This window comes from Paenibacillus sonchi (assembly GCF_016772475.1).
Taxonomy (GTDB): Bacteria; Bacillota; Bacilli; order Paenibacillales; family Paenibacillaceae; genus Paenibacillus_AQ; species Paenibacillus_AQ sonchi.
In genome coordinates this window covers 2454062-2474968 of record NZ_CP068595.1, presented here as the reverse complement: position 1 = coordinate 2474968, position 20907 = coordinate 2454062, and the positions used below count along the sequence as shown (strand labels likewise).

The 20907-nt window shown below is 53.3% G+C and carries 11 protein-coding genes and 2 pseudogenes; 5 read left to right on the top strand and 8 right to left on the bottom strand.

Annotated elements, in window-relative coordinates; translation table 11 throughout:
* Positions 1–242: 242 nt before the first annotated feature.
* The 4 genes from JI735_RS11375 to JI735_RS11360 all read left to right on the top strand — a co-directional run bounded on the left by JI735_RS11375 (position 243) and on the right by JI735_RS11360 (position 8832).
* Complete coding sequence (locus tag JI735_RS11375) at positions 243–4892, top strand: 5'-nucleotidase C-terminal domain-containing protein (RefSeq protein ID WP_202677392.1); 4650 nt, start codon at positions 243–245, stop codon at positions 4890–4892.
* A 50-nt stretch (positions 4893–4942) separates the two neighbouring features.
* Positions 4943–5845, top strand: a complete 903-nt coding sequence (locus JI735_RS11370; protein WP_202677391.1) for an S-layer homology domain-containing protein — start codon at positions 4943–4945, stop codon at positions 5843–5845.
* A 664-nt stretch (positions 5846–6509) separates the two neighbouring features.
* On the top strand, positions 6510–7415 hold the full coding sequence (locus tag JI735_RS11365) for an ArsR/SmtB family transcription factor (protein ID WP_039838904.1): 906 nt from the start codon (positions 6510–6512) through the stop codon (positions 7413–7415).
* Between the two features lie 139 nt (positions 7416–7554).
* Entirely contained in the window at positions 7555–8832 is a 1278-nt protein-coding gene (locus JI735_RS11360; protein ID WP_202677390.1) for an MFS transporter, read from the top strand.
* 146 nt (positions 8833–8978) lie between these two features.
* Here JI735_RS11360 and JI735_RS11355 read toward each other — a convergent pair.
* The 8 genes and pseudogenes from JI735_RS11355 to JI735_RS11325 form a co-directional block, all read right to left on the bottom strand.
* A pseudogene (locus tag JI735_RS11355) lies at positions 8979–9556 on the bottom strand (histidine phosphatase family protein).
* Positions 9557–9740: 184 nt separating this feature from the next.
* The gene (locus JI735_RS11350; RefSeq protein WP_039838899.1) at positions 9741–10544 is read right to left on the bottom strand and encodes an AAC(3) family N-acetyltransferase; all 804 of its coding nucleotides are present in this window, start codon (positions 10542–10544) and stop codon (positions 9741–9743) included.
* 397 nt (positions 10545–10941) lie between these two features.
* Complete coding sequence (locus JI735_RS11345; protein WP_039838897.1) at positions 10942–12531, bottom strand: response regulator; 1590 nt, start codon at positions 12529–12531, stop codon at positions 10942–10944.
* Positions 12528–13796, bottom strand: coding sequence for a sensor histidine kinase (locus tag JI735_RS11340; RefSeq protein ID WP_233476349.1), 1269 nt, complete (start codon positions 13794–13796; stop codon positions 12528–12530). The genes JI735_RS11345 and JI735_RS11340 overlap by 4 nt, the downstream gene beginning before the upstream one ends.
* Positions 13793–14428, bottom strand: a complete 636-nt coding sequence (locus JI735_RS35575; protein WP_233476348.1) for a cache domain-containing protein — start codon at positions 14426–14428, stop codon at positions 13793–13795. The genes JI735_RS11340 and JI735_RS35575 overlap by 4 nt, the downstream gene beginning before the upstream one ends.
* A 97-nt stretch (positions 14429–14525) precedes the next feature.
* On the bottom strand, positions 14526–16223 hold the full coding sequence (locus JI735_RS11335) for a type 2 periplasmic-binding domain-containing protein (protein ID WP_039838895.1): 1698 nt from the start codon (positions 16221–16223) through the stop codon (positions 14526–14528).
* Between the two features lie 119 nt (positions 16224–16342).
* Complete coding sequence (locus JI735_RS11330; RefSeq protein WP_020426428.1) at positions 16343–17233, bottom strand: carbohydrate ABC transporter permease; 891 nt, start codon at positions 17231–17233, stop codon at positions 16343–16345.
* Between the two features lie 16 nt (positions 17234–17249).
* A pseudogene (locus tag JI735_RS11325) lies at positions 17250–18202 on the bottom strand (ABC transporter permease).
* 1176 nt (positions 18203–19378) lie between these two features.
* On the opposite strand from JI735_RS11325, the gene JI735_RS11320 reads away from it, so the two are divergent.
* The gene (locus tag JI735_RS11320; protein WP_039834363.1) at positions 19379–20890 is read left to right on the top strand and encodes a serine hydrolase; all 1512 of its coding nucleotides are present in this window, start codon (positions 19379–19381) and stop codon (positions 20888–20890) included.
* Positions 20891–20907: the final 17 nt, after the last annotated feature.

The window sequence follows — 20907 nt, the reverse complement described above, 5'->3', positions numbered from 1 at the left end:
TTTCATGTATCCTCACAGAAAGCTATAAAACTATGAATTTGCCTATTCAGCCGCTGCTTCGGCCTGAGCAGGAGAAGTTCATAGTTTTTTTGTGCATTATGACAAATTTCCTTGTAAATTGATGTTAATCAGCCATTGTTTACTATATATTTACGTTAGACAATCTCTCATTTAATCTGCAAATGATAGATTGGGAGAAGGCTACAACAATATCGTATCTAGAGAGGAGAAGATGGTATCAAATGAACATTCCCTCAAGGCGAACAAAATGGTGGTCGGCAGCGCTCTCATTTGTGCTGATTACCGGTATGGCCCTGCCTGCAGCCCGAGCGGCTTCAGCGGCAGCGGATAACAGCGCTCCCGTGATCTCCCAGGTGTACGGCGGCGGAGGCAACTCTGGAGCTAAATACAAAAATGACTTCATCGAGCTGTACAACCCTACGGATACAGATATTGATTTGACCGGCTGGAAAGTAAGGTACGCTTCCGCCTCAGGCTCTTTTGGTGATAACGCCAAATTCTTCACCCCGCTCAGCGGAAGTATTCCTGCTGGCGGATATTTTCTGATTCAGGAAGCCGCCGGCACCGGAGGCAGTGACGCTCTTCCGGCTCCCAATCTAATCGCCGAAGGCGATGCCGTTATTGCTATGGGAGGTACGAACGGCAAGGTCGAACTGCTCGATGCTTCCGGAACCCGGGCCGATCTGGTCGGCTACGGATCAGCCGGCGAATATGAAGGCACCCCGGGTATCGAAGGGTCGGGGCCGGCCCCGGCCCTCTCCAACACTACCGCAGCCGTACGCAAGTCCTCTTCCCTGCTCCCTGACGGCAACCGCGGACTGGATACGGACAGGAACCTGTCCGACTTTGCAGTACAGGCACCGGAACCCCGCAGCTCCGGTACGGACAGCACCAAGGCTCCGGCAGTCTCTGCTTCCATCGCCTCCGGGCAGACGGTGCCTAAGGGCACGAAGCTTTCCCTGAGCACAACCAGTGTAACGGCAAGCGTATATTATAGTGTGTACGTGGACGGCAGCACCAGTGCTGTGGAAGACTTTGCTTTGTACAAGACTCCGATTCTGCTCCAGGACGATACCGTACTGATTAAAGCTTATTCTGCGGAAGAAGGCAAAACGGACAGCGGCATCTCCCAATTCAGCTATACCACCAAGGAAGCCATCAGCGGACTGACGATCCCCAAGATTCAGGGCACCGTCCAATCCTCGACCTATGCAGGGCAGCTTGTGAAGGATGTGGCGGGGATTGTCACATACACGAGCGGCAGCACGTTCTACATTCAGACCGCAACGCCAGACAGCGATCCCCGGACCTCCGAGGCGATTATGGTCTACCTGCCGGGCAACAAGGTGAAAGCAGCCGATTCCGTTCTTGTGGATGGCTGGGTTAAGGAATATAAAGAAAGCGGATATGCAGATGCCACTGATCTGCTGACCACTGAAATTGCGGCGACTCAGGCAACCGTGTTGTCCAGCAATAACCCGCTCCCTGCACCCACGGTTATTGGAACGGGCGGGCGCGCAATTCCGGCCACTACGATTTCTGCAGGGCTGGACAAAGAGCTTGACCCGGCCAAATATGCGCTCGATTTCTATGAGAGTCTGGAGGGCATGCGCGTTCAGCTCAACACCCCGAAGATTATCGGGCCTTTCGATTATGAAATTCCGGTTACTGTGAACAACGGCGCCAGTACAACCGAAGTCTCTTCACCTGCGGGCGGTCTGGTACTCACTGGAGCAGACTTCAATCCCCAGCGTATTCTGATCGCCGCCCAGCCGGGCACGCCGGTTCGAACGGGACAGGTATTTAAAGGAAACATCACTGGTGTCCTCGGGTATGACTACGGCAATTTCAAGGTGCATCCGGAAGGCGCTCTGCCGGAGGTCGACAAAGGAACCTCTATCGAGCGGGAGACGACCCCTTTGAAAGCCGGAGCTGATAAATTGACGGTAGCTTCCTTTAACGTGGAAAACTTCTCTTTAAAAAGCGGTTCCACCAAAATCGAGAATATTGCCAAGGCCATCGTGACTAATCTGAACACACCGGATATCCTCGGCCTTCTGGAAGTTCAGGACAATGACGGTGATACTAACTCTGGAACCGTTGATGCCGCGGACAGCTATAAAGCGCTGATTGATGCCATTAAGAAACAGGGCGGTCCAACCTATGCTTTTACCGATATCGCTCCTGTGAATAATATGGACGGCGGTGCGCCGGGCGGGAATATCCGTGCCGGATTTATCTACAACACTGAACGCGTGCAGCTGGCGGAAGGCACTAAGGGTGATGCCACCACTGCGGTGGCCTATACCAAGGATGGCGGACTCAGCCTGAATCCTGGGCGCATTGATCCAACCAATCCCGCGTTCGCCAATTCCCGCAAACCGCTTGCAGCAGAATTTATTTTCAATAATAAAAAGGTAATGGTCATTGCCAACCACTTCAACTCCAAGACGGGAGACTCCGCACTTTACGGCGGCATCCAGCCTCCGGTTCTGCCAAGTGAAGCCCAGCGGGCGGAAATTGCTACAGTCGTGAAAGGTTTCGTTTCCGATGTGCTGGCCAAGAATCCCGACGCAAATCTTGTTGTGCTTGGCGATCTGAACGATTTCCAGTTCTCCAATACTTTGAAAATACTAAAAGGCAGCGCCCTGACCAACCTGATTGACACCCTGCCCTTGGGAGAGCGTTACTCCTACGTATACCAGGGCAATTCCCAGACGCTGGATCATATGCTGGTCAACAATAAGCTGGCGACAAGATCGGCACTGGACATTGTGCACATCAATGCCGACTTTGATGAGAAAGAAGGACGCGTGAGCGATCATGATCCGCTGCTGACGCAAATTGATTTTGGCACCGAAAATTTCAATCTGCGTGTCCTGCATACCAACGATACGCATGGCCACCTGGAGAATATCACCAAGCGGACCTCCGCCATCAGCAGTGAACGGACAGGCAACACGGTTCTGCTGGATGCAGGCGATGTTTTCTCCGGCACTCTGTATTTTACACAGTTCAAGGGGCAGGCTGACATCGAGTTCATGAACAACATCGGCTATGACGCGATGACGTTCGGCAACCATGAGTTCGATCTGAACGCCAAGGAGCCGGAGGTGCTGAAGAATTTTGTCACCGCTGCAAAGTTCCCGTTCACCAGCGCAAATATTGACTTTACGACAAAGGGAAGCGAACTGGCTGAACTCTATCACGATGCCATCGGCACGCTTGAAACCGACGAGACCAAGAGCACCGCGAAAGACGGCCATATTTATCCTTCTGTTATTAAGGATGTGTATGGTGAAAAGGTCGGCATCTTCGGCCTGACCACTGAGGATACCGTTGGGCTGTCCTCGCCGGGAGATCAAATCAGCTTCAAGGACCATGTGGAAAGCGCCAAAAAAACAGTAGCTATGCTGGAGGCGCAGGGCATCAACAAAATTATCGCCGTCACCCACCTGGGCTACACTGTAGATCAGGATTTGGCAAAGGCTGTGCCGGGAATTGACATCATCGTGGGCGGTCATTCGCATACGAAGATCGATAATCCCCCGGCCCCAATCGTCAATGCCGGCACCGGCAAAAATGTGCTGATCGTACAGACCGGTGAATACAGCCAGTTCCTTGGTGAACTGAATGTAACATTTGACAAAGACGGCGAAATTCTTGCTTACAACGGCAAGCTGCTTGACGTCAATCTGTTCGGCGAGGACAGCACGGCCAAAAAACTGCTTGCTCCCTATGATGCCAAACTTGCCATCGTACGCAACACTGTCGTCGGCTACTCGGACGTCGATCTTTATACTAACCGCATGATCGACGGCAAGTCCGTCCGGGTCGTGCGCCAGGAAGAAACGCCAATCGGCAACATGATTGCCGACAGCATCGCGGAGAAAGTCAGAGAGCTGATGCCAAACTTCGTATCGGCAACAGACCTCGCTTCCATCAAGGGTGTTGTCGCTATCCAGAATGGCGGCGGCATCCGCGCAGCCATCGACAAAGGTGACATTACGATGGGCGAAGTGCTGACCACGCTGCCGTTCGGCAACAGTCTGGCCGCTCTCAAAGTAACCGGTGCGGAAATCATCTCCTCCCTGGAGAACTCGGTCAGCGGACTAAGCTCGGATCAGGGCCGGTTTGCACAGGTTTCCGGGATGAAATATACGTATGATTCCACGAAGAAACCGGAAATTGTAGATTCGCTGACCGGTCAGGTAACCCAGGCCGGAGAACGCATAGTATCTGTGGAGATCCGGCAGACGGACGGTTCTTATCTGCCGATTGATCCGAATGCCTACTATCTCCTGTCCACGAACTCCTTCATGGCCGGGGGCGGTGACTTCTACCGCGCACTGGCCGGAGCTAAAGCAGACGGGCGGTATTATGAGCTGGGTCTTCCGGATTTTGAGGTTCTCTTATCTTATCTGAAGCTGCACCATGCAATTAACAGCAAGGTTGAGGGCCGGATTACCGATCTGAAGGGCACAACTCCTGGCCCTACACCGACACCTTCAACAACACCGACGCCGACTCCGACAGCAACGCCGACTCCGACTCCCACTTCGACTAGCCCATCGGGAGGAGGTGGCGGCACACCGGCAACGGCCGCACCAACGCCAACGCCTGGGGCAACCGCCTCTGCGCTGGCTCCGCCGCAGGTGACGACGATCACCGCAGCAGATCTGACCAGCAAGCTGGCGGCCCTGCCTGGCGGAACCAGTGAGCTGGTGATCCCGCTCAACGCTTCAAGCGGCGGAGCGCAGGTGGTGCTTCCGGGCAGCGTGCTTATGCAGCAGGCAGCTTCGAACCCGGCTGCCGTCCTTACGTTCACGGTACCTGGGGAGCTTCCTACTCACTTCCACTCCGTGTACTGAACGGAACGGCGCTGGCCGCCCAACTCGGCACCAGCGATTTCACTGTAACCGTGTCCCTGCTGCAGGCAAGTGCTTCAACACTCAGCAGCCTGAATCAGGCTCTTGCGGCCCAGGGCGGCCCGCTTACCCTGGCTGCACCCGTGATGGAGTTTACAGTTACAGCACAGGCTGGAAGCAGCAGCGTTTCGCTGAACAATTTCGGCAGCACCTATGTGAAGCGGACCCTTATTGCACCAGGAGTGCTGAACCCGCAGGGTTCGACCGCTGTTTCGTTTGATCCGGCCACCGGCAAGCTGTCCTTCGTACCTTCGGTCTTCACCGGTAAGCCTGACGGAACCACCGAAGTTACGATCAAACGCAACAGCAACAGCTTTTACACCGTTGTGAAATCGGGCAGGACGTTCGGGGATATTACCGGGCACTGGGCCAAAGCCTCCATTGATCTGCTGGCCTCCAAGCTGATTATTACCGGTACGAGCGCTACCGCATTCCAGCCGTCGCAAATGGTGACCCGCGCGGAATTCGCGGCGCTGATTACCCGCTCCCTCGGACTTGCGTCCATGAGCAGCGGAGTCACCTTCAGTGATGTGGGGGCCAGTGCCTGGTATACGGATGCTGTGAAGACAGCCGCCGCCGCAGGCCTCATTACAGGCTATACCGACGGAAGCTTCAAGCCGGCCAGTCCGATTACCCGCCAGGAGATGGCCGCAATTATGGCCAAAGCCATGAAGTTTACGGGCAAATCCCTGAATGCCGGGCCTGCAGCATTGGCCAAATTCAGCGATGCTTCCGTCATTCCGGCCTGGTCCCGGGAGGCCATCGCCGGGATTGCTGCTGAAGGCATCATTCAGGGCAGACCGGACGGCTCGTTCGCACCACAGGCGCTGGCTACCCGGGCGGAAGCAGCAACGATGCTGGAGAAGACCCTAAAGTCGCTTCAATTTATCAATTAACCCTATCGGAGCTTAGAGCCCCTGCGAGGCAGGAAGCTCATCGTTAATGAAACAAAACGGCTGCACCATCCTTCACAGGACAGTGCAGCCGTTTTAGTTTTAAGATCGCTTAAAAATCTTGTAAACTGTGATTGCCAGGGTGAGAAGTCAGGTCCTGTCCCCCATTCCCCGGTCCCCCCTGCTTGGATCTGCCCCGTTTCGGTAACAACCCTAAGTGGAAAAAGTAAACCTAAATCTTCCTTCTACCCTTTCCCCGCAAACGTTAGTTGGAAAAAGGGTACCTAATCCGACCAATTTCCCCGCCCACCCGTGAATAAGCCCAAATTAACTCTACTTTTTCCCACTATTCCTTTTTCAGGAGGTTTTTCCGTTTATTTAAGTGTACTATTTCCACTTCACTTACCTGCGGCTACCTGTGATCCCCCGGCGGCTTATGCGCCAGTGGACCATAGTTTTATTTTTCGGAATATGGTTCGACATCCTTGATATCATCAATTAGTTCGTTTATAATAAAACAAAATTAAGTTCTATATTTATAGAACAAAATATTCAGATCACCGGTAATGGTGGGCTGCTTCGACTAGCACCCGCCGCAGTATATGAATTCCGCCTTTAGCTCCCCTAACGCCTGCATGGCGCAATCATAAGGAAACGAGGAACGCACATGGATTATAAGATAGAAGTGGATTTTGCCCCTATGTATGAATGCTTCACCAGTTTAACTGCTTTCCTGGGCAAGCAGAATCATAACGCTCTGGAGTCCGGCAAGCTCTGGGTTAAGGAGGTTCAGAAGAGATTTACCACGGCCCAGCTTCGGAACATGCAGGAGTTCTCCAGGGAAAATGCCGATTTCACGCTCAACCCATACATTTGGAGCTGCCCTGGTGACCGTTCAGTATCCGGTTTCCTGGATTGGTTCGACGGCCTCTCTCCGGGAGAATTGTTCGAAATTACCGCACGCTTCGGATCAACGGTTCCGTCCAACCTCACCGATATGCGCAGCCAAGCCTCCGGGGTTCTGCGGGAATGGAATGAACGGTACTTCCGGGACATCAATCCTGCTATTTTAGACTCGCTGAGCCGGGAGGCAGACTTCAGACGGGCCGGATTGAACGGCACCAATGCTTTGGAGGTCTACGAACAGGCGACACAGGGAATGCGGCTGCATCCCAGCGAACAATTGAAGCAGATCATACTGATCCCGCAGTACCATGCCCGCCCGCTGGTCACCTCTTCGTTATATGATGAATTTGTGTTTACCAGCTATGCCTGTGACGCGCTGCCTCCGGAGGAGGGGCGGCCCGCTCCTTCGCTGCTGCGGCTAACCCGGGCGCTCTCGGACGAGACACGGCTTTACATTCTCCGTCTGCTGGCCGGGAAGCAGCTGGGGTTCACTGAAATCGTCCGGCAGGTTGGCCTGTCCAAAAGCACGATCCACTACCATCTCATCACGCTGCGCTCGGCTGGATTGGTCATTGTCCATACCAGCGGCAAAAGCGCGTCCTACAGCCTGCGCCTGGATGCCCTGAACAATCTGCCGCAGCAGATTGCAGATTATATGGAGAAGTGAGCAGGAGCAGACGACAAAGCGCTAAAAGAGCAATCCCCCGGATGAGCCGCCGTTTACCACTTAGCCGCTTAGCGGTTATGTCCCCTTTATGGTCTGAGCGCCTGGCGCGGGGATTACGTGAAAAAGGAGTGAATTCCCTATGCTGAAACGCAGCTATTATGGTTTGCTGTCCACGATTTCCCTGAGCGCCTTCGGAGATGCCTTTGGCCTGCTGGCGATGGAGTGGCTGGTCTACGAGCTGACCGGCTCCAAGCTGGCCATGGGCGCGCTGGCACTCAGCTCCGGTATCCCGGAGCTGGCGCTGCGCTTAATCGGCTCGCCGCTGTCGGACCGGCTGCCCCGCGTACGCTTCATGGCCTGCCTGGCCGCCGTCCGGCTGCTGGCCATTGCCCTGCCGCTGGGCATGGGCCTCGCCGGCCAGCTTCAGCTCTGGCATTTGTTCGCCGCAGCCGGGCTTAGCGGCGCCTGCGCCGCGCTGTTCATGCCCACGGCGATGGCCGTGATCCCCGGCGTCGCGGACAGCCGGAAGCTGGTGCGCGCCTTCGCCGTCATCGACGGCTGCAAGGGCGCGGCAGCGCTGCTCGGGCCTGCGCTGGCCGGTGTGATCACTGCGGCCAGCGGAGCGCTGCCGGCCCTCGGCATCAATATGCTGTGCTACACCGCCGCCATTGCCACGCTGCTGTGCCTGCCGAAGCTGCCCAAGCCGGATGCAGCTCCAGGCAGCTTCTCCCTCACCGCATATATGCGTGAAATTGCGGAAGGCTTCACCTTTTACAAGCAGTTCCCGGCAATGTTTACTATTATGCTCATGGCTTCGGTCAGCAATCTGAGCTCCATCGCCGTCTGGACGATGATGGTTCCCTATGTGCGCGAGGTGCTTCACCGCGATGCCGCAGCCATGGGCACGCTCACCACAGCTTCAGCACTGGGAACGCTGGTTGGGCTTGGCGTGATCTCCCTGCTGGGCGAGATTACACACAGGCGCCTGGTCATGCTCGGCAGTCTGGGCACCATCGGAATCATTACATCCATATGGGGGCTGGTCCCCAGCTTCCCCTTCGCGCTTGCCGCCGTATTTGTATCCGGTGCCCTGGGACCCTTCTTCGGATCGTTAAGCTCCTCCCTGCACGGGCGTCTGGTTCCCGGAAATCTCCAGGGACGGGTGAATTCCATCCGGTTTCTGATTGGCGGCAGCCTGACGCCCTTAGGCGCTTTTGCCGGAGGGGCCATTGCCGAGGCCTACGGCATCTCTGCCCTGTTTCTCGCCGCAGGACTGCTGCCGGCTGTATTTGCCGGAACCGCCCTGCTTCTCCCCGGCCTCCGGATGCTCGATGGCGACCTGTCAATGCTTGAAGCCAGACATTTGCCGGACAGCAGGCCGCCCGCCGCAGCTCCAGCCGTTTTAGCCAAAAGGTAACCCCGCCGCCACGGGGCCACAGGATCTGACTTGATCCGCCCAGCATTCGGGACGATCCATATTCCCCACACCAAACAGGCGATACCCGTGTCATTGGAGTATCGCCTAACAGGCTGAGCTTTTTAAGCAACCAGGGTTATTTAGGACTAATCAAATAGTTCGTCTTCCGTGCTTCTCACATAATGGCTTGTGTCCCCGTGCAGCAGGATCTCTGCCATCCCGTCCGTAAAATCAATCCTGCACAAGCAGGTAGGATAAATATAGGGCAAATCCCATAGCTTCTCCATGGCCCTCTCTTCAAAATAAGCCATCAGCACTTTAATAACCACCGTATGGGTAACAATCAGGATGCGCTGCCCCTCATGTGCGGCCACAATTTCCTGCAGCTTATCCAGCGCACGCTTCTGCCACCGGCAAAGCTCTCGCTGCCTTCCACCCTGAATTCCTCCGGGTCCTTCCAAAAATTAAAGTACTGCACCGGGTCCCTGGCTTCGAGCTCGCCGGAGTCGCATCCTTCCCAGACCCCCATGCCGATTTCCTTGAATTCATCGCAGGCAGTTAGCGGGATGTCCCGCTCCCCCCGGATAATCTCCGCCGTCCGGTATGCCCTTGGGCTTGAGCTTGAGTATACGATATCCAGCGGCTCCTTTTGCAGCCCCGCGTTCAGCCACTGTGCCTGCTGCACGCCAAGCGGCGTAAGCGGTGAATCGAGATGCCCCTGCATCCGCTTCTGTACATTCCATTCTGTCTGACCGTGCCGGGTTATAAATACTGTTGTTGCAGTCAAGAGTCCACACTCCTTTTATAGTCCATCCTATAAGGTATCAGTCACATTTGGTCTCCCTAATTTCAAAAAGCTGCCCGTAACTGCGCTGAAGAGCTGCTCTTCCCAGCCGCAGCCTGATTCATTACTCCCGCCTCTGCTCCAGCCACTTCACCGCATAGTCCACGATCTCCCGCTGCGGAATGAGCTGGGCGTCTGCTGCGGCAACTTTTCCATATGTAATCTGTCCCGTCTCTTGTCCAAAGTCCCTGCCAATGGCGGCAAAATCATCCGAATTCCAGTTATAGTCCCTGAACTCTACCCATTGCCTGGCCCCGTCAACCAGCATGGGCGCTCCCGCAGTTACTTCCTGCTTCCCGGCATACTCCGCCCGGTATTCGGCCAGATGCAGCGAGGTATTGCTGAGGCTGTCTATGCCGAGCAGCAGTACGCTTCCTTTCAGATCATAGATCCGGGCCAGAGGCGATTGTTCACCAAAAGCGTACTCCAGCGCATGTCCATCGATAATCTCATCCCTGTGCCTGCCCCAGGCGGCAAAAGAGCTTATCGGATGACTGCTGCGCTTCACACCTTTTTGCTTGCGGAAGGTTTCGGGAATCACGCCCATCCCCCGCAGCAGCGTAAGGTCCGGGTCATAGGCCGGCATATGTTCCCGGATGCCCTGCCACCATGCTTCCGGAACCGGCGGGTTGCTCCAGCCTGACGGATCGGTCAGGTCCGAGGACTGGGTCGGCATCACCAATGTCCCTTCAGCCCCAAGCACCTGCTCCAGCGCCAGAATAACCGCCACCGGCCCGCCTGCCACCCACTGCCCCAGCGATTTGAAGGACGAATGCAGCAGCAGCGTCATCCCCTCCTGCACCCCCAGCTTCCGCAAATCCGCAGCCAGCGACTCTACAGTAATTAAATCCCCTTGAACTTCTTCCACTAGATCGTTTCACCTCAACTTCCATACCTGTGAATCTACTCCTCTGCAATTTGAGAGGATAGGTGGAATTTCTCCCACTAATTCTTCTCATAACAAACTTCATCCGCATTTAGTGGGAATTAGTCCACTTAAATTCTCTGTAATCATTAAAATACCTCCAAATTCGCTGTTCGCAGAAAATTTAAGCTCCCTTTTTCCACCTAATTCAAAAAAAGAGCCTAATTCCGTCAAATTAGTTCTACTAATTCCCACTAACAAAAAGTTACTTAAAGTAACAGCCGATTTCCAGAGGCGAAGCGGACATTATTCCGTGCCAAAGAGGTATCTAGATTCGGCGAGTTCCCCACCGTCAGCAGCGTCCCCCTGGCCTCAACCAAGCCCTGGCGGCCCCGGCTTCTTACAATTCCTTATCTCCCATTCGTCCCGAGTCACGCTCCAGCAGCAGCTTGGCGCGGTATTCGCCGGGGGAGATGCCTTCCAGCTCCTTGAATACACGGGCGAACTGCTTGCTGTTCTCGAAGCCGACTGCTTCGGAGACACCGGCCAGCTTGATGCGGTTCTCGGAGAGCAGCGCTTTGGCGTGGCGGATGCGGACTCTTTTGAGATACAGTACAAAGCTCTCTCCGGTGTAGGCTTTGAAGGCCTCACTGAAATAAGAATAATTAAGCGACACATAGTTGCTGACCATCGCCATATTCAGCGGACGGGCATAATTCGCCTCAATATAGGCCAGCGCTTCCTCCATATCGGTATGCTCGGTGTGAGCGGATCTAATTCCTATAATATATTCGTTCACCGTAATGAGCAAATGCTCAAGTGTCCGGTAATAGTCGTGAAAATGGCGGAAATTATACAGATTGCCGACTGTGCGGTACAGCTTCAGCACCTCTACCGAAGCCTCCCCGTGCAAGCGGAAAACTTCGTCCAGCACCCGTTCATTGATGCTCCGGCCCACATGCTCAAGATACGCCAAATCCAAATGCTGCAAATGCTCCAGCTGAAAAATAGCGCCCAGCAAGCTTTTGATTTCCTTCTCGCGTTCGGTCCCGAGCATGTTCAGCAGCTTGCGCAGCTCCTCCTCCGGCGCCGGAAACTGCAGCCGCCCTTCGCGCAGATCCGCATAGTCTATGAAGCTGGCCTGTGGCGGAAGAAAGGTATACTGCAGTGCGCGGCAAGCTTCCTTGTATCCGGTACGGAAACCGGCCGGATTCAGGACTTCGCCGCCGATGCCAAGAAGCAGCTCCTGCAGGCCCTTTGCCGCAGCCTGCCGGGCCAGCTCCCGGAATGCCTCCTTGCCGCTTCCGACCAGGACCAGCTTTCCTTCCCAGTCCGTCAGAATCTCAGTAAAACGTCCGGAGAGCGGTCCGCTCATCCGCTCAATCAGCCCTTGCACTTCCCCCGGCTTCATCCGCGTCCCGTCGTTATAATAGAAGTTCAACACTCCAACCGTAAAAGGAACCGGCAGCTGTTCCAGTTCCTGCTGCTGCTCCAGCGACGGCTCCACAGGCTCCTGCATCAGCAGACCGCGCAGCCGGGCGGTCCGCAGCTCCCGGCGGTAGCCCTCAGCCTCCTGCGCAAGCCTCCGGGAGCTGGACTCCTGCTCCTTCCACTCCCGGCTGATCTGCTCCAGAACCCCGAACAGCTCCTCGCGCCGGATCGGCTTCAGCAGATAATCCTTAACGCGGTAGCGGATCGCGCTTTTGGCATACTCAAAATCATCGTAGCCGCTTAAGATCACGACCGCCGGCCCTTCACTGCCGGGCTCCGCTTCTGCGGACAGCCGCTCCAGCAGCGTAATGCCATCCATCACCGGCATGCGGATGTCGGTAATAATGATATCTCTGCGTTCCTGCTGATACAGCGCGAGCGCCTCTGCACCATTCCCCGCGAGCGCGATGCTGTAGCGGGACGGGTATTCCCGCTCAATCATGGCCTGCAAGCCCTGGCGGATCATCTTTTCATCATCTATAATCAGCAGCTTCTTCATGTCTGTCTATCCCCTGTCAAAAGAACTTTGGGCAGCGTCATGAACACTGTCGTCCATTCCCCCGCTTGACTCTGCACTTCCAGCCCGTAGGCCTCCCCGTAGAACAGCTGCAGCCGCTGATGCACATTCCGGAGCCCTATGCCTCCCCCTCTGTAACCGCCAGTTGAAGAACCTGAAGCATCTGCCCCCGGCTCCTCCTTGGCATATATGGAGCTGTGCAGCTCCGTCAGCCGTTCCGGAGTCAGCCCGAACCCGTTATCGCGGATAGCGATAAAGATATCCCCATCGGCCTCCGAGATCTGGATGCGGATCGAGCGGTTCTGAAGCTCTTCCTCTCCCGCTGCCCAGGCGTGCTTCACGCTGTTCTCCACCACGGGCTGCAGCGACATCTTCAGCACCTCCAGCTCCAGATAAGGAGCAGCGACCTCCAGTTCCAGTAGAATCGGGTACTCAAACCGGATATTCATCACTTCAATGTAATTCTCGATATGGCGGATCTCATCCCGCAGCTTCACATACTCCCCTGACCATTTAAAGTTATAGCGCATCATGCCGCCAAGCGAAGTCAGCGCATCGGAGATGCCCCGCTGATTCTCGATTTCGGCCAGCATTTTAATATTTTCCAGGGTGTTATAGAGAAAATGGGCATCGATCTGGTTATGCAGCGTCCGCAGCTCGGCCTCCTTGGAGAGAGCCTCCTTGTTCACAGCCTGGGCTACCAGCGTATTAATCGTGTTCATCAGCTTGGAGAAATGATGGGCCAGCTCCCCGACTTCCCCGCCTCCGCGGATGCTGAACCCCGTATACGCTTCCCCTCTCCGCGCTTTTTTCATCGTCTCGGTCAGCCGGCGCAGATTCTTCAGGATAAAGGCATTCAGCACATAGGCAATAGCTGTAACCAGAACAATAAAGCCGATATTGAGTCCGATAATCAGATTCCGGGTATGCGATATATCCTTCATAACCCCTTCCATGGACACCACATTGACCAGTGAAGCACCGATCTCCGTCAGCGGGGTATGAATCAGCAGAAAAGAGTTGCCCTTCTCCTTATAGTGGATATCCCACTCCCCGGTCTCCGCATACTGCCGCAGGCGTCCGGCAATTGCTCCGGTCAGCTGCGGATTCCCCTGCACAAAAGAATTGTCGGCACGGGTAAACAACTGCAGATCTTCGCCCGCGATGAACATCTGCGACTGGTTGTCGCGCACATCGGTATAGGTTTTCGGCGTGAACCGGCTAAGCAGCATATCCACCTGGATCATCCCGACATGATGGCCGGCCGGTATGCTGATCTCGCGCAATAAAGAGACCTTTGGCTGCCCCTTCGGGGATCGCCTGAATAACGCTGCATGAGATCAGGGTCTTCATTTTGAAAAGACCACAGCTCCTGCCCCTCCAGCTTTAGGGCTTCTTGGAACCATGGCTCCATGGATACCCGTTCCTCCCGGAAAATAATCGGCCAGAGCTCGTGAACCTCCCCGCTTCCTGAATAAAGGCGCAAATGCTCAATATTGGGATTGTTGATTTGGATTCTGCTCAGATTCACAAAGGTCGTCGTATTGAAATCAATCAGTTCTCCGAGGGAGGGATCATGCTCATTGAGCAGATAATTCTGGACCGCCTTGTCGGAATAAGCCATCTGCGCCGCCCGCTCCATGGCTTCGATCTGGTTGAGAATATGCAGCTTTTCCATTTGCAGCAAATAGCTGTTTTTGTCCACGGCATCGCGGACATACGTATTGTTGATCGATTTGTAGGAATAGAGGGAGACCAGCAGACACGGGCCCAGAATAATAAAAATATAGGCCGCCACCAGCCGGCTTTGCAGCGATCTTCGTCCCCACCAATAATTGAAGGAGCTCCATAATGCCCCTGTTTGTTTGCGTATGCTCACCTGTGTCCTGTACACCTCACCCGACGTACATCCTTATATTTGAAGAAAATAACCCAAAAGCCCGCGGTCAGCGGGCAATTGGGCATCTGTATAGAAGTTACATTCCGAGTTTCTTTTTGTTCTCTTCATATTTCGTCTGGCGGTAAGCGTCGAAGGTCGCCTGGCCTTCCTTTTCCTTCTTCGCCAGATAGTCGCTCCAGAGCTTATCGAACTCGGCATCGGAGGACGCCATCAGCAGCTTCGGCAGCGTTTTACCGCGCAGGTTTTTGAGCTTGGTGGCAATTATGCCTTCAGGCGAGTTGCCCGTAGGATCAATTTGCTGGAATTCTGAAGTGTTTTTAGTTTTACCGCGGGTCCAGTCTTCCAGCTGTTTGAACGGCTCAACAGACTTCGGCGCCCATTGGTCGGTGATATTCGTATTTTGCAGCATCCAGAACGTGAAGGACGAACCGTATTTCTTGTCAAATGCCGAGCGGTCCTTGTTCATCAGATCAAAGGCTTCCGGAAGAAACTGGTCTTTGCCATCAATTGTATCATAGCTGACCCCTTTTTCGCCCAGGTAAAGATCCTTATTGCCTTCTTCACTGTTCAGGTAGCTGAGGAATTTAATGGCACGGGCTTTGTCCTTAACATCCTTGGAGATCAGGGTTACAGTCCAGCCGGCGATGCTCGGGCCGTTCAGCGCCGGAGGGTCCAGCTTGGTATTCGCAGGTCCGTCTATAGCGATATAGGTTTGTTCAGGATTCTTTTGGAAAATAGTACCGAGCTGGGAAGCAAAGTCCGTCCGTTGATAGAGCATGGCGAAATAACGGCCTTGCGCAATCTTTTCTTCCATTTGGGCACGTTTGTCGATAAAGATATCCTTGGCCAGCAGTCCGTCCTGGTTGGCCTGGCGGAGCGTTTTCATCCAGCGTACATATTCAGGATCGGTTTCGCGGTCATACACTTTGCCGTCCTTTTCCCAAGGAATGTTCAGGAAGTTCTGAATATAGCCTTCCAGCGAGTCGTTGCCGTTCTCAGTGAACTCATGCAGACCGAGCGGAATAATCGGCTGGCCGTTGATCTCAGGGTATTTCTCTTTCGCCATTTTCAGCGCGTTCAGGAAACCCTCTGGTGTGCGCATATCTGGACTTCCAATCGCTTCGTAAATATCCTTGCGGACCACAAAGGTCTGGTTGGAGACATAGTTATCGCCGTATTTTTTATAATCGGCCGGTGAGGAGGAGGAGTTCGGGTAACCGTATACATTGCCGTCCGGCTGCGTATACCAGCCCAGCTTGTCGGCATCCGACACCTTGAAGAAGTAAGGATCATATTCTTCAGCCAGCTTGTTCAGCGGCAGGACCAGCTCGCCTTCGATCATCTTCTTGATCGCGTCTTCCCAGAAGCCCAGCGTAATGAAGTCAGGCAGCTTGCCGGAAGCAATCAGCGTGTTGAGCTTCTCATTCTCATTCCCTGCGGGAACGATGAAGTTGAGATTCACACCGGTCTTTTTCGTTATATATTGGGAGGTAGGATCTACACCCCATTTATTCGGAAACCAGGCGAAGTTCAGATACCAGTCGAACGTAATCGGTGAGGTGTCGCTTTTCCAGCCCGGCTCATCCGCCGAGACTGCTGACGCAGCCGGTTCTGCCGGTGCTTTGGTAGCCTCAGCCGCATTGGTTGCGCCTCCCGTGTTATCCTTGCCATTGTTTCCGGCATTATTGCCGCTTGAACAGCCCGTTGCCGAGAATGCCAGCATCAGCCCCAAGAGCAGCAGCACCATTGCTTTTGGCTTGCGTTTCATGCCCATGCTTATTTACCCCTTTTCTAAGATTGTAGTAAATTATAAGCTCAACTCCGTCACCCGCATGTGTCCGGGCGCCGGAGGAGTTACCTGGTTGTACCTTCGTTTGGCTCCAAGGCCAAACCTCAGCCCTTGATTGAGCCTATCATCATGCCTTTCACGAAATAGCGCTGCAGGAACGGATAAACGAACACAATCGGGAGCGTGGTGACTACCATCGTCGCCAGTTTGATGGACTGCGAGGTCACGCTTTTGGTAAGACTGCTGCCCTGGACGGCCACCATCATCTGGTTGGAGCTGGACTGGGCCACCACCCGGAACAGATAGGTCTGAATCGGCTGCAGATCCGGATTGTTGACGTAGATAATGCCGGCAAAATAATCATTCCACTGATACACCCCATGAAAGAGGGCAATGGTAGCAATAACCGGCATGGATACCGGAAGCACAACCCGGAGGAAGATGGACCAGTCATTGGCTCCGTCAATCCGCGCGGCCTCCTCCAGCCCCTCGGGAATCTCCCGGAAGAAGGTCATGAAGATAATGAGATCGAAGAAGCTGAACATTACCGGAATGATATAGACCAGGAAGTTATCCAGCAGATGCAGGTCCCTGTTCAGCAGAAAGGTCGGGATCAGTCCACCGTTGAAGAATAAGGTAATCGTGCCAAGCAGGATATAAAACTTGCCGCCGATCAGCCCTTTGCGTGAGAGCGCATAAGCCACCATCGCCGTGAAGAACACATGCACGAATACCCCCAGTACCGTCTTGGCTACGGTAACTCCCATGGCCTGCATGATGCCGGGGCTTGCGAACACCGCATCGAAATTCTTCAGGCTGAACACGCGCGGCCACCAGTATATCCCGCCCTGCATGGCGTCATTTCCGTCATTGAAGGCATTGACCAGCACGTACCAGATCGGGTAGAGCGTCAGGAAACAGACACACAGCATAATCAGATTATTGGCGATATCGAACAGGGCCTCGCCCTTCGTCTTGCGTTTGAGAGCAAACATGTTAAGTCCTCCTTGTCTAGAACAGCGACGTGTCGTTGATTTTTTTGGATACCTGATTGGCAATCAGCAGCAGAATCAGTGCAATGACCGCCTTGATCAGAGTGACCGCCGCAGAGTAGGAGAAGCGGTTCGAGACAATCCCTGTATAGTAGATATAGTAGTCGATTACGTTGCTGGCGCTGTCGTTAAGAGAGTTGCGCAGGACCAGAATCTGGTCAAAGTTGGAGTTCAGCACACCGCTGACTGCCAGAATGAACAGGATGCTGATTGTCGATTTAATCGCCGGCAGGGTGACAAACCACATTTTCTGAAAACGTCCGGCTCCGTCGATGGTCGCGGCTTCATACATTTCGGGGAAACCCCGGAGATCGCTGCCAGGTAGATAATTGCAGACCAGCCAAGCTCCTTCCAGATATCGGAGGATATAATGATCGTCCAGAAATAGCTGGGCTCGGCGAGATACGTAATCGGCTGATCGATCAGGTGGAGCGACAGCAGAATATTGTTCACAATCCCCACATCCGCCAGCCAGGTGGCGAGAATTCCGCCCAGCACTACCCACGAGAGGAAATGCGGCAGATATGAGATCGTCTGGATCGCTTTCTTGTACCTTAAGGAACGGATCTCGTTCAGAAAAAGGGCGAAAATAATCGGCAGCGGAAATCCGATCAACAGCTTGATTAAGCTGATGCCCAACGTATTCTTGATAACATTGACCAAATCCTCGTCATCCAGGAACTCCCTGAAATGCTCCAGCCCCACCCACGGTGCTTCGGCAATGGATCTTACGATGTTGTACTCTTTGAAAGAAATAATCAGCCCATACATCGGAATATAGTTGAAAATGATCATCCAGACCACGCCGAGCAGGGCCATCGTCTGTAGATGCCGCTGGGCCAGAAGCCGCCTCCACAGCGGGCTTTTTGGACCTGAACCGGTTTCGATTTTTGGCGAAAGAAGCGGTTTCATCGCCGGATTTGCTTCTGTGCTGCTTTTGTTCTCCATCATATGGCCTCCAAAATCCATCTCTGTTTTTACTTTGAAGCGCTTACAGCTCTATGTGCTTATTGTATAGGCTTTCAGTCGGGGGTGTAAGGTCTGAGATTTCGTATTTGGGGGCTGATTTTTCGGCTATAGGATTTGAAAAAAGGTGCGGCTGGGTCGGTGAATTCCGTGACTCCGGGGAATGTTTGGACTTCCGGCCGCTGTTATGTTTGGATTTCTTGGATTTGGAACCACTACTCGTGGTAGAAATCCAAACATAAAGGCGGACGCATTCGCTCCTCCAGTTCCAAACTTCCCCTCCACCACTCCCACCTTTTCAGCTTGGATTTTAAGTTCAAATGATATAGAAAATCAGGCGGGAGAGTAAGGGGCAAGGGGAGGGCTGTGCAGCCTCCCCTTGCCTTTTGACTTACTCCCTTGGCCATACTCCCTTGACCTTACTCCCCTTGACCCTCCCGCAGCGGTTCTGGTCCCTGACCCACGCATCTTCCTAAGTGGAAAAAGGATCACTAATTCGTGAGATTCAGCTTCCAGATCATCGTATGTGGGAAAAAGTAGACTTAATCCAAGCCCCAAAACAAAAAATTGAGTAAGTAGAGCAAATTAAGCATACTTTTTCCACCTAAATGCCCAAAAACCTCAAAACCGCACAAATTAAGCTCCCTTTTTCCACCTATATAGAGTGAACTTAAGATCTTTACATTAGGGACTTCGTCGGGACTACGGAGAATGTTTGGACTTCCGGCCGCTGCCCATCTGCAGATTTCTTGATTAATCCCGCTGTTCGCGGTGGAAATCCGCAGACAAAGGCGGACGCATTCGCTCCGTAAGTATCCAAACTTCCCCTCCATCCCTTTTCCCTTTTGTTAGTTTTTCAAGTTCACTCTATATAGCTCTGAGATTTAAGGGGTTGGCCGGTTTGAACAAATTGGTTGGTGAAGTTCTGGAGATAATCGAAGGATACCTCATGCCAATCAATTTCCGAGCCACCCGTCAAACGGGTGGCTCGGAAATTGCATAAAGAGGTGCATGTAAGATTAATTTAAGATTCACGAAAGACAGCTGAAAGATTGAAGGAATATCTTTGATTCATACGTCAAACCAAAAAAGAGACAAGATCAGGAGAAGAGGTAAAGAGAAATGAAAGAAACGACTTGCACTAAAATTCAAATCCTAATAATCATACTGTTGATGGTCGCGGGCAGCGTACTGCCCTTGCTGCAACCGGAAAAGGCCCATGCGGAAGCAGCTCCACATGCTGTAGACACGGCCCGGATTGATACTTTTGTTGAATCGATGCTGGAGAAACTGGATTTTCCCGGCATGGCGGTCGGCATTGTGAAGGGAGACCAGATCATTTACACCAAGGGATATGGACATTCGGGTCCGGATGGACAGCCTGTTACACCGCAAACGCCCTTTATTCTGGGCTCCAGCTCTAAATCGTTTACGGCGCTGGCCATCATGCAGCTGGTTGAGCAAGGAAAGATTGATCTAAATGCACCAGTGCAGCGTTATTTGCCGGAATTTGAGCTTGAAGACAAGGAAGCGTCCAAAACCATTCGGGTCCGGCATTTGTTGAATCATAGCAGCGGAATATCCACTTTTCATGGCCGGACAGCTTTTACCAACACGTCATCTACTATTGATGAACTCATACATGGGCTAAAAAACACACCCTTAACCGAGCCGGTTGGAACAAAGCATCAATATTCTAATGCCAATTACGATATACTGGGCGGAATTATTCAGGCCGTTTCCGGCGAGTCTTATGCAGAATATATACAGGACCACGTGTATTCTCCTCTGGACATGAAGAACAGCTATACATCTACACCTGAGGCGAAAAAACACGGATTGGCCACAGGCTACAAGTCCATCTTTGGTTTTATGGCCCCTTTTGAGCAGCCGGATAACCCGTCTATGCTCGCATCCGCTTATCTGATTTCAAGCGCAGAAGATATGAGCCATTATTTAGTTGCTCAACTCAATGGCGGAAAGTTCCACGATATCAGCGTGGCTGCCACGGAAAGTGTTGCACAAATGCATCAGCCGGCCATAAAAGACCCTGCCACCGGCGGTGAATATGGCATGGGCTGGGAAATCGCTCATGGTGTTGTTCAGCATGCGGGTGATGTTGAAAGCTTTCACGCCGATATGAAGCTGGACGGGGACATAGGTGTTGTGGTATTAATGAATGCCCATGATTATGCGGTCCGCGCCTTTAAGCTAGGCATGGTTGCGGACGGAATTCTTGCAATTATGCATGGACGGGAGCCGGTGGATGATGCGGGAAGCATTACCGGCACCTATATTCTGATTGATGTGATTAGTGCGGCAGTGATGATTATGCTGGGAGTGTCGGTTTTTAATCTGTTTAAACGCAAGAAAAGCTTTAGACTTACCCCGCTGCGAATCATCCTGTTCGCGTTCTGTCTGGTTTTGTTTAATGTAGTGCTGCCAATTGCTGTTTTATACGGCTTTAGTCATACCTTTGCTCCATGGAGTGTGGTGTTCTCCTTTTTGCCCGGACTTGGACATCTCGCGTTTGTCCTGAGTATTCTTTCGCTCGTGATTGGGGCTGCCAAGCTGATTGTACTGGTGCATAATCTGCGTCTGCACAGAATGAAGGAGAGCGGGAACACGATGTGAAATTCCACTAAGCATTC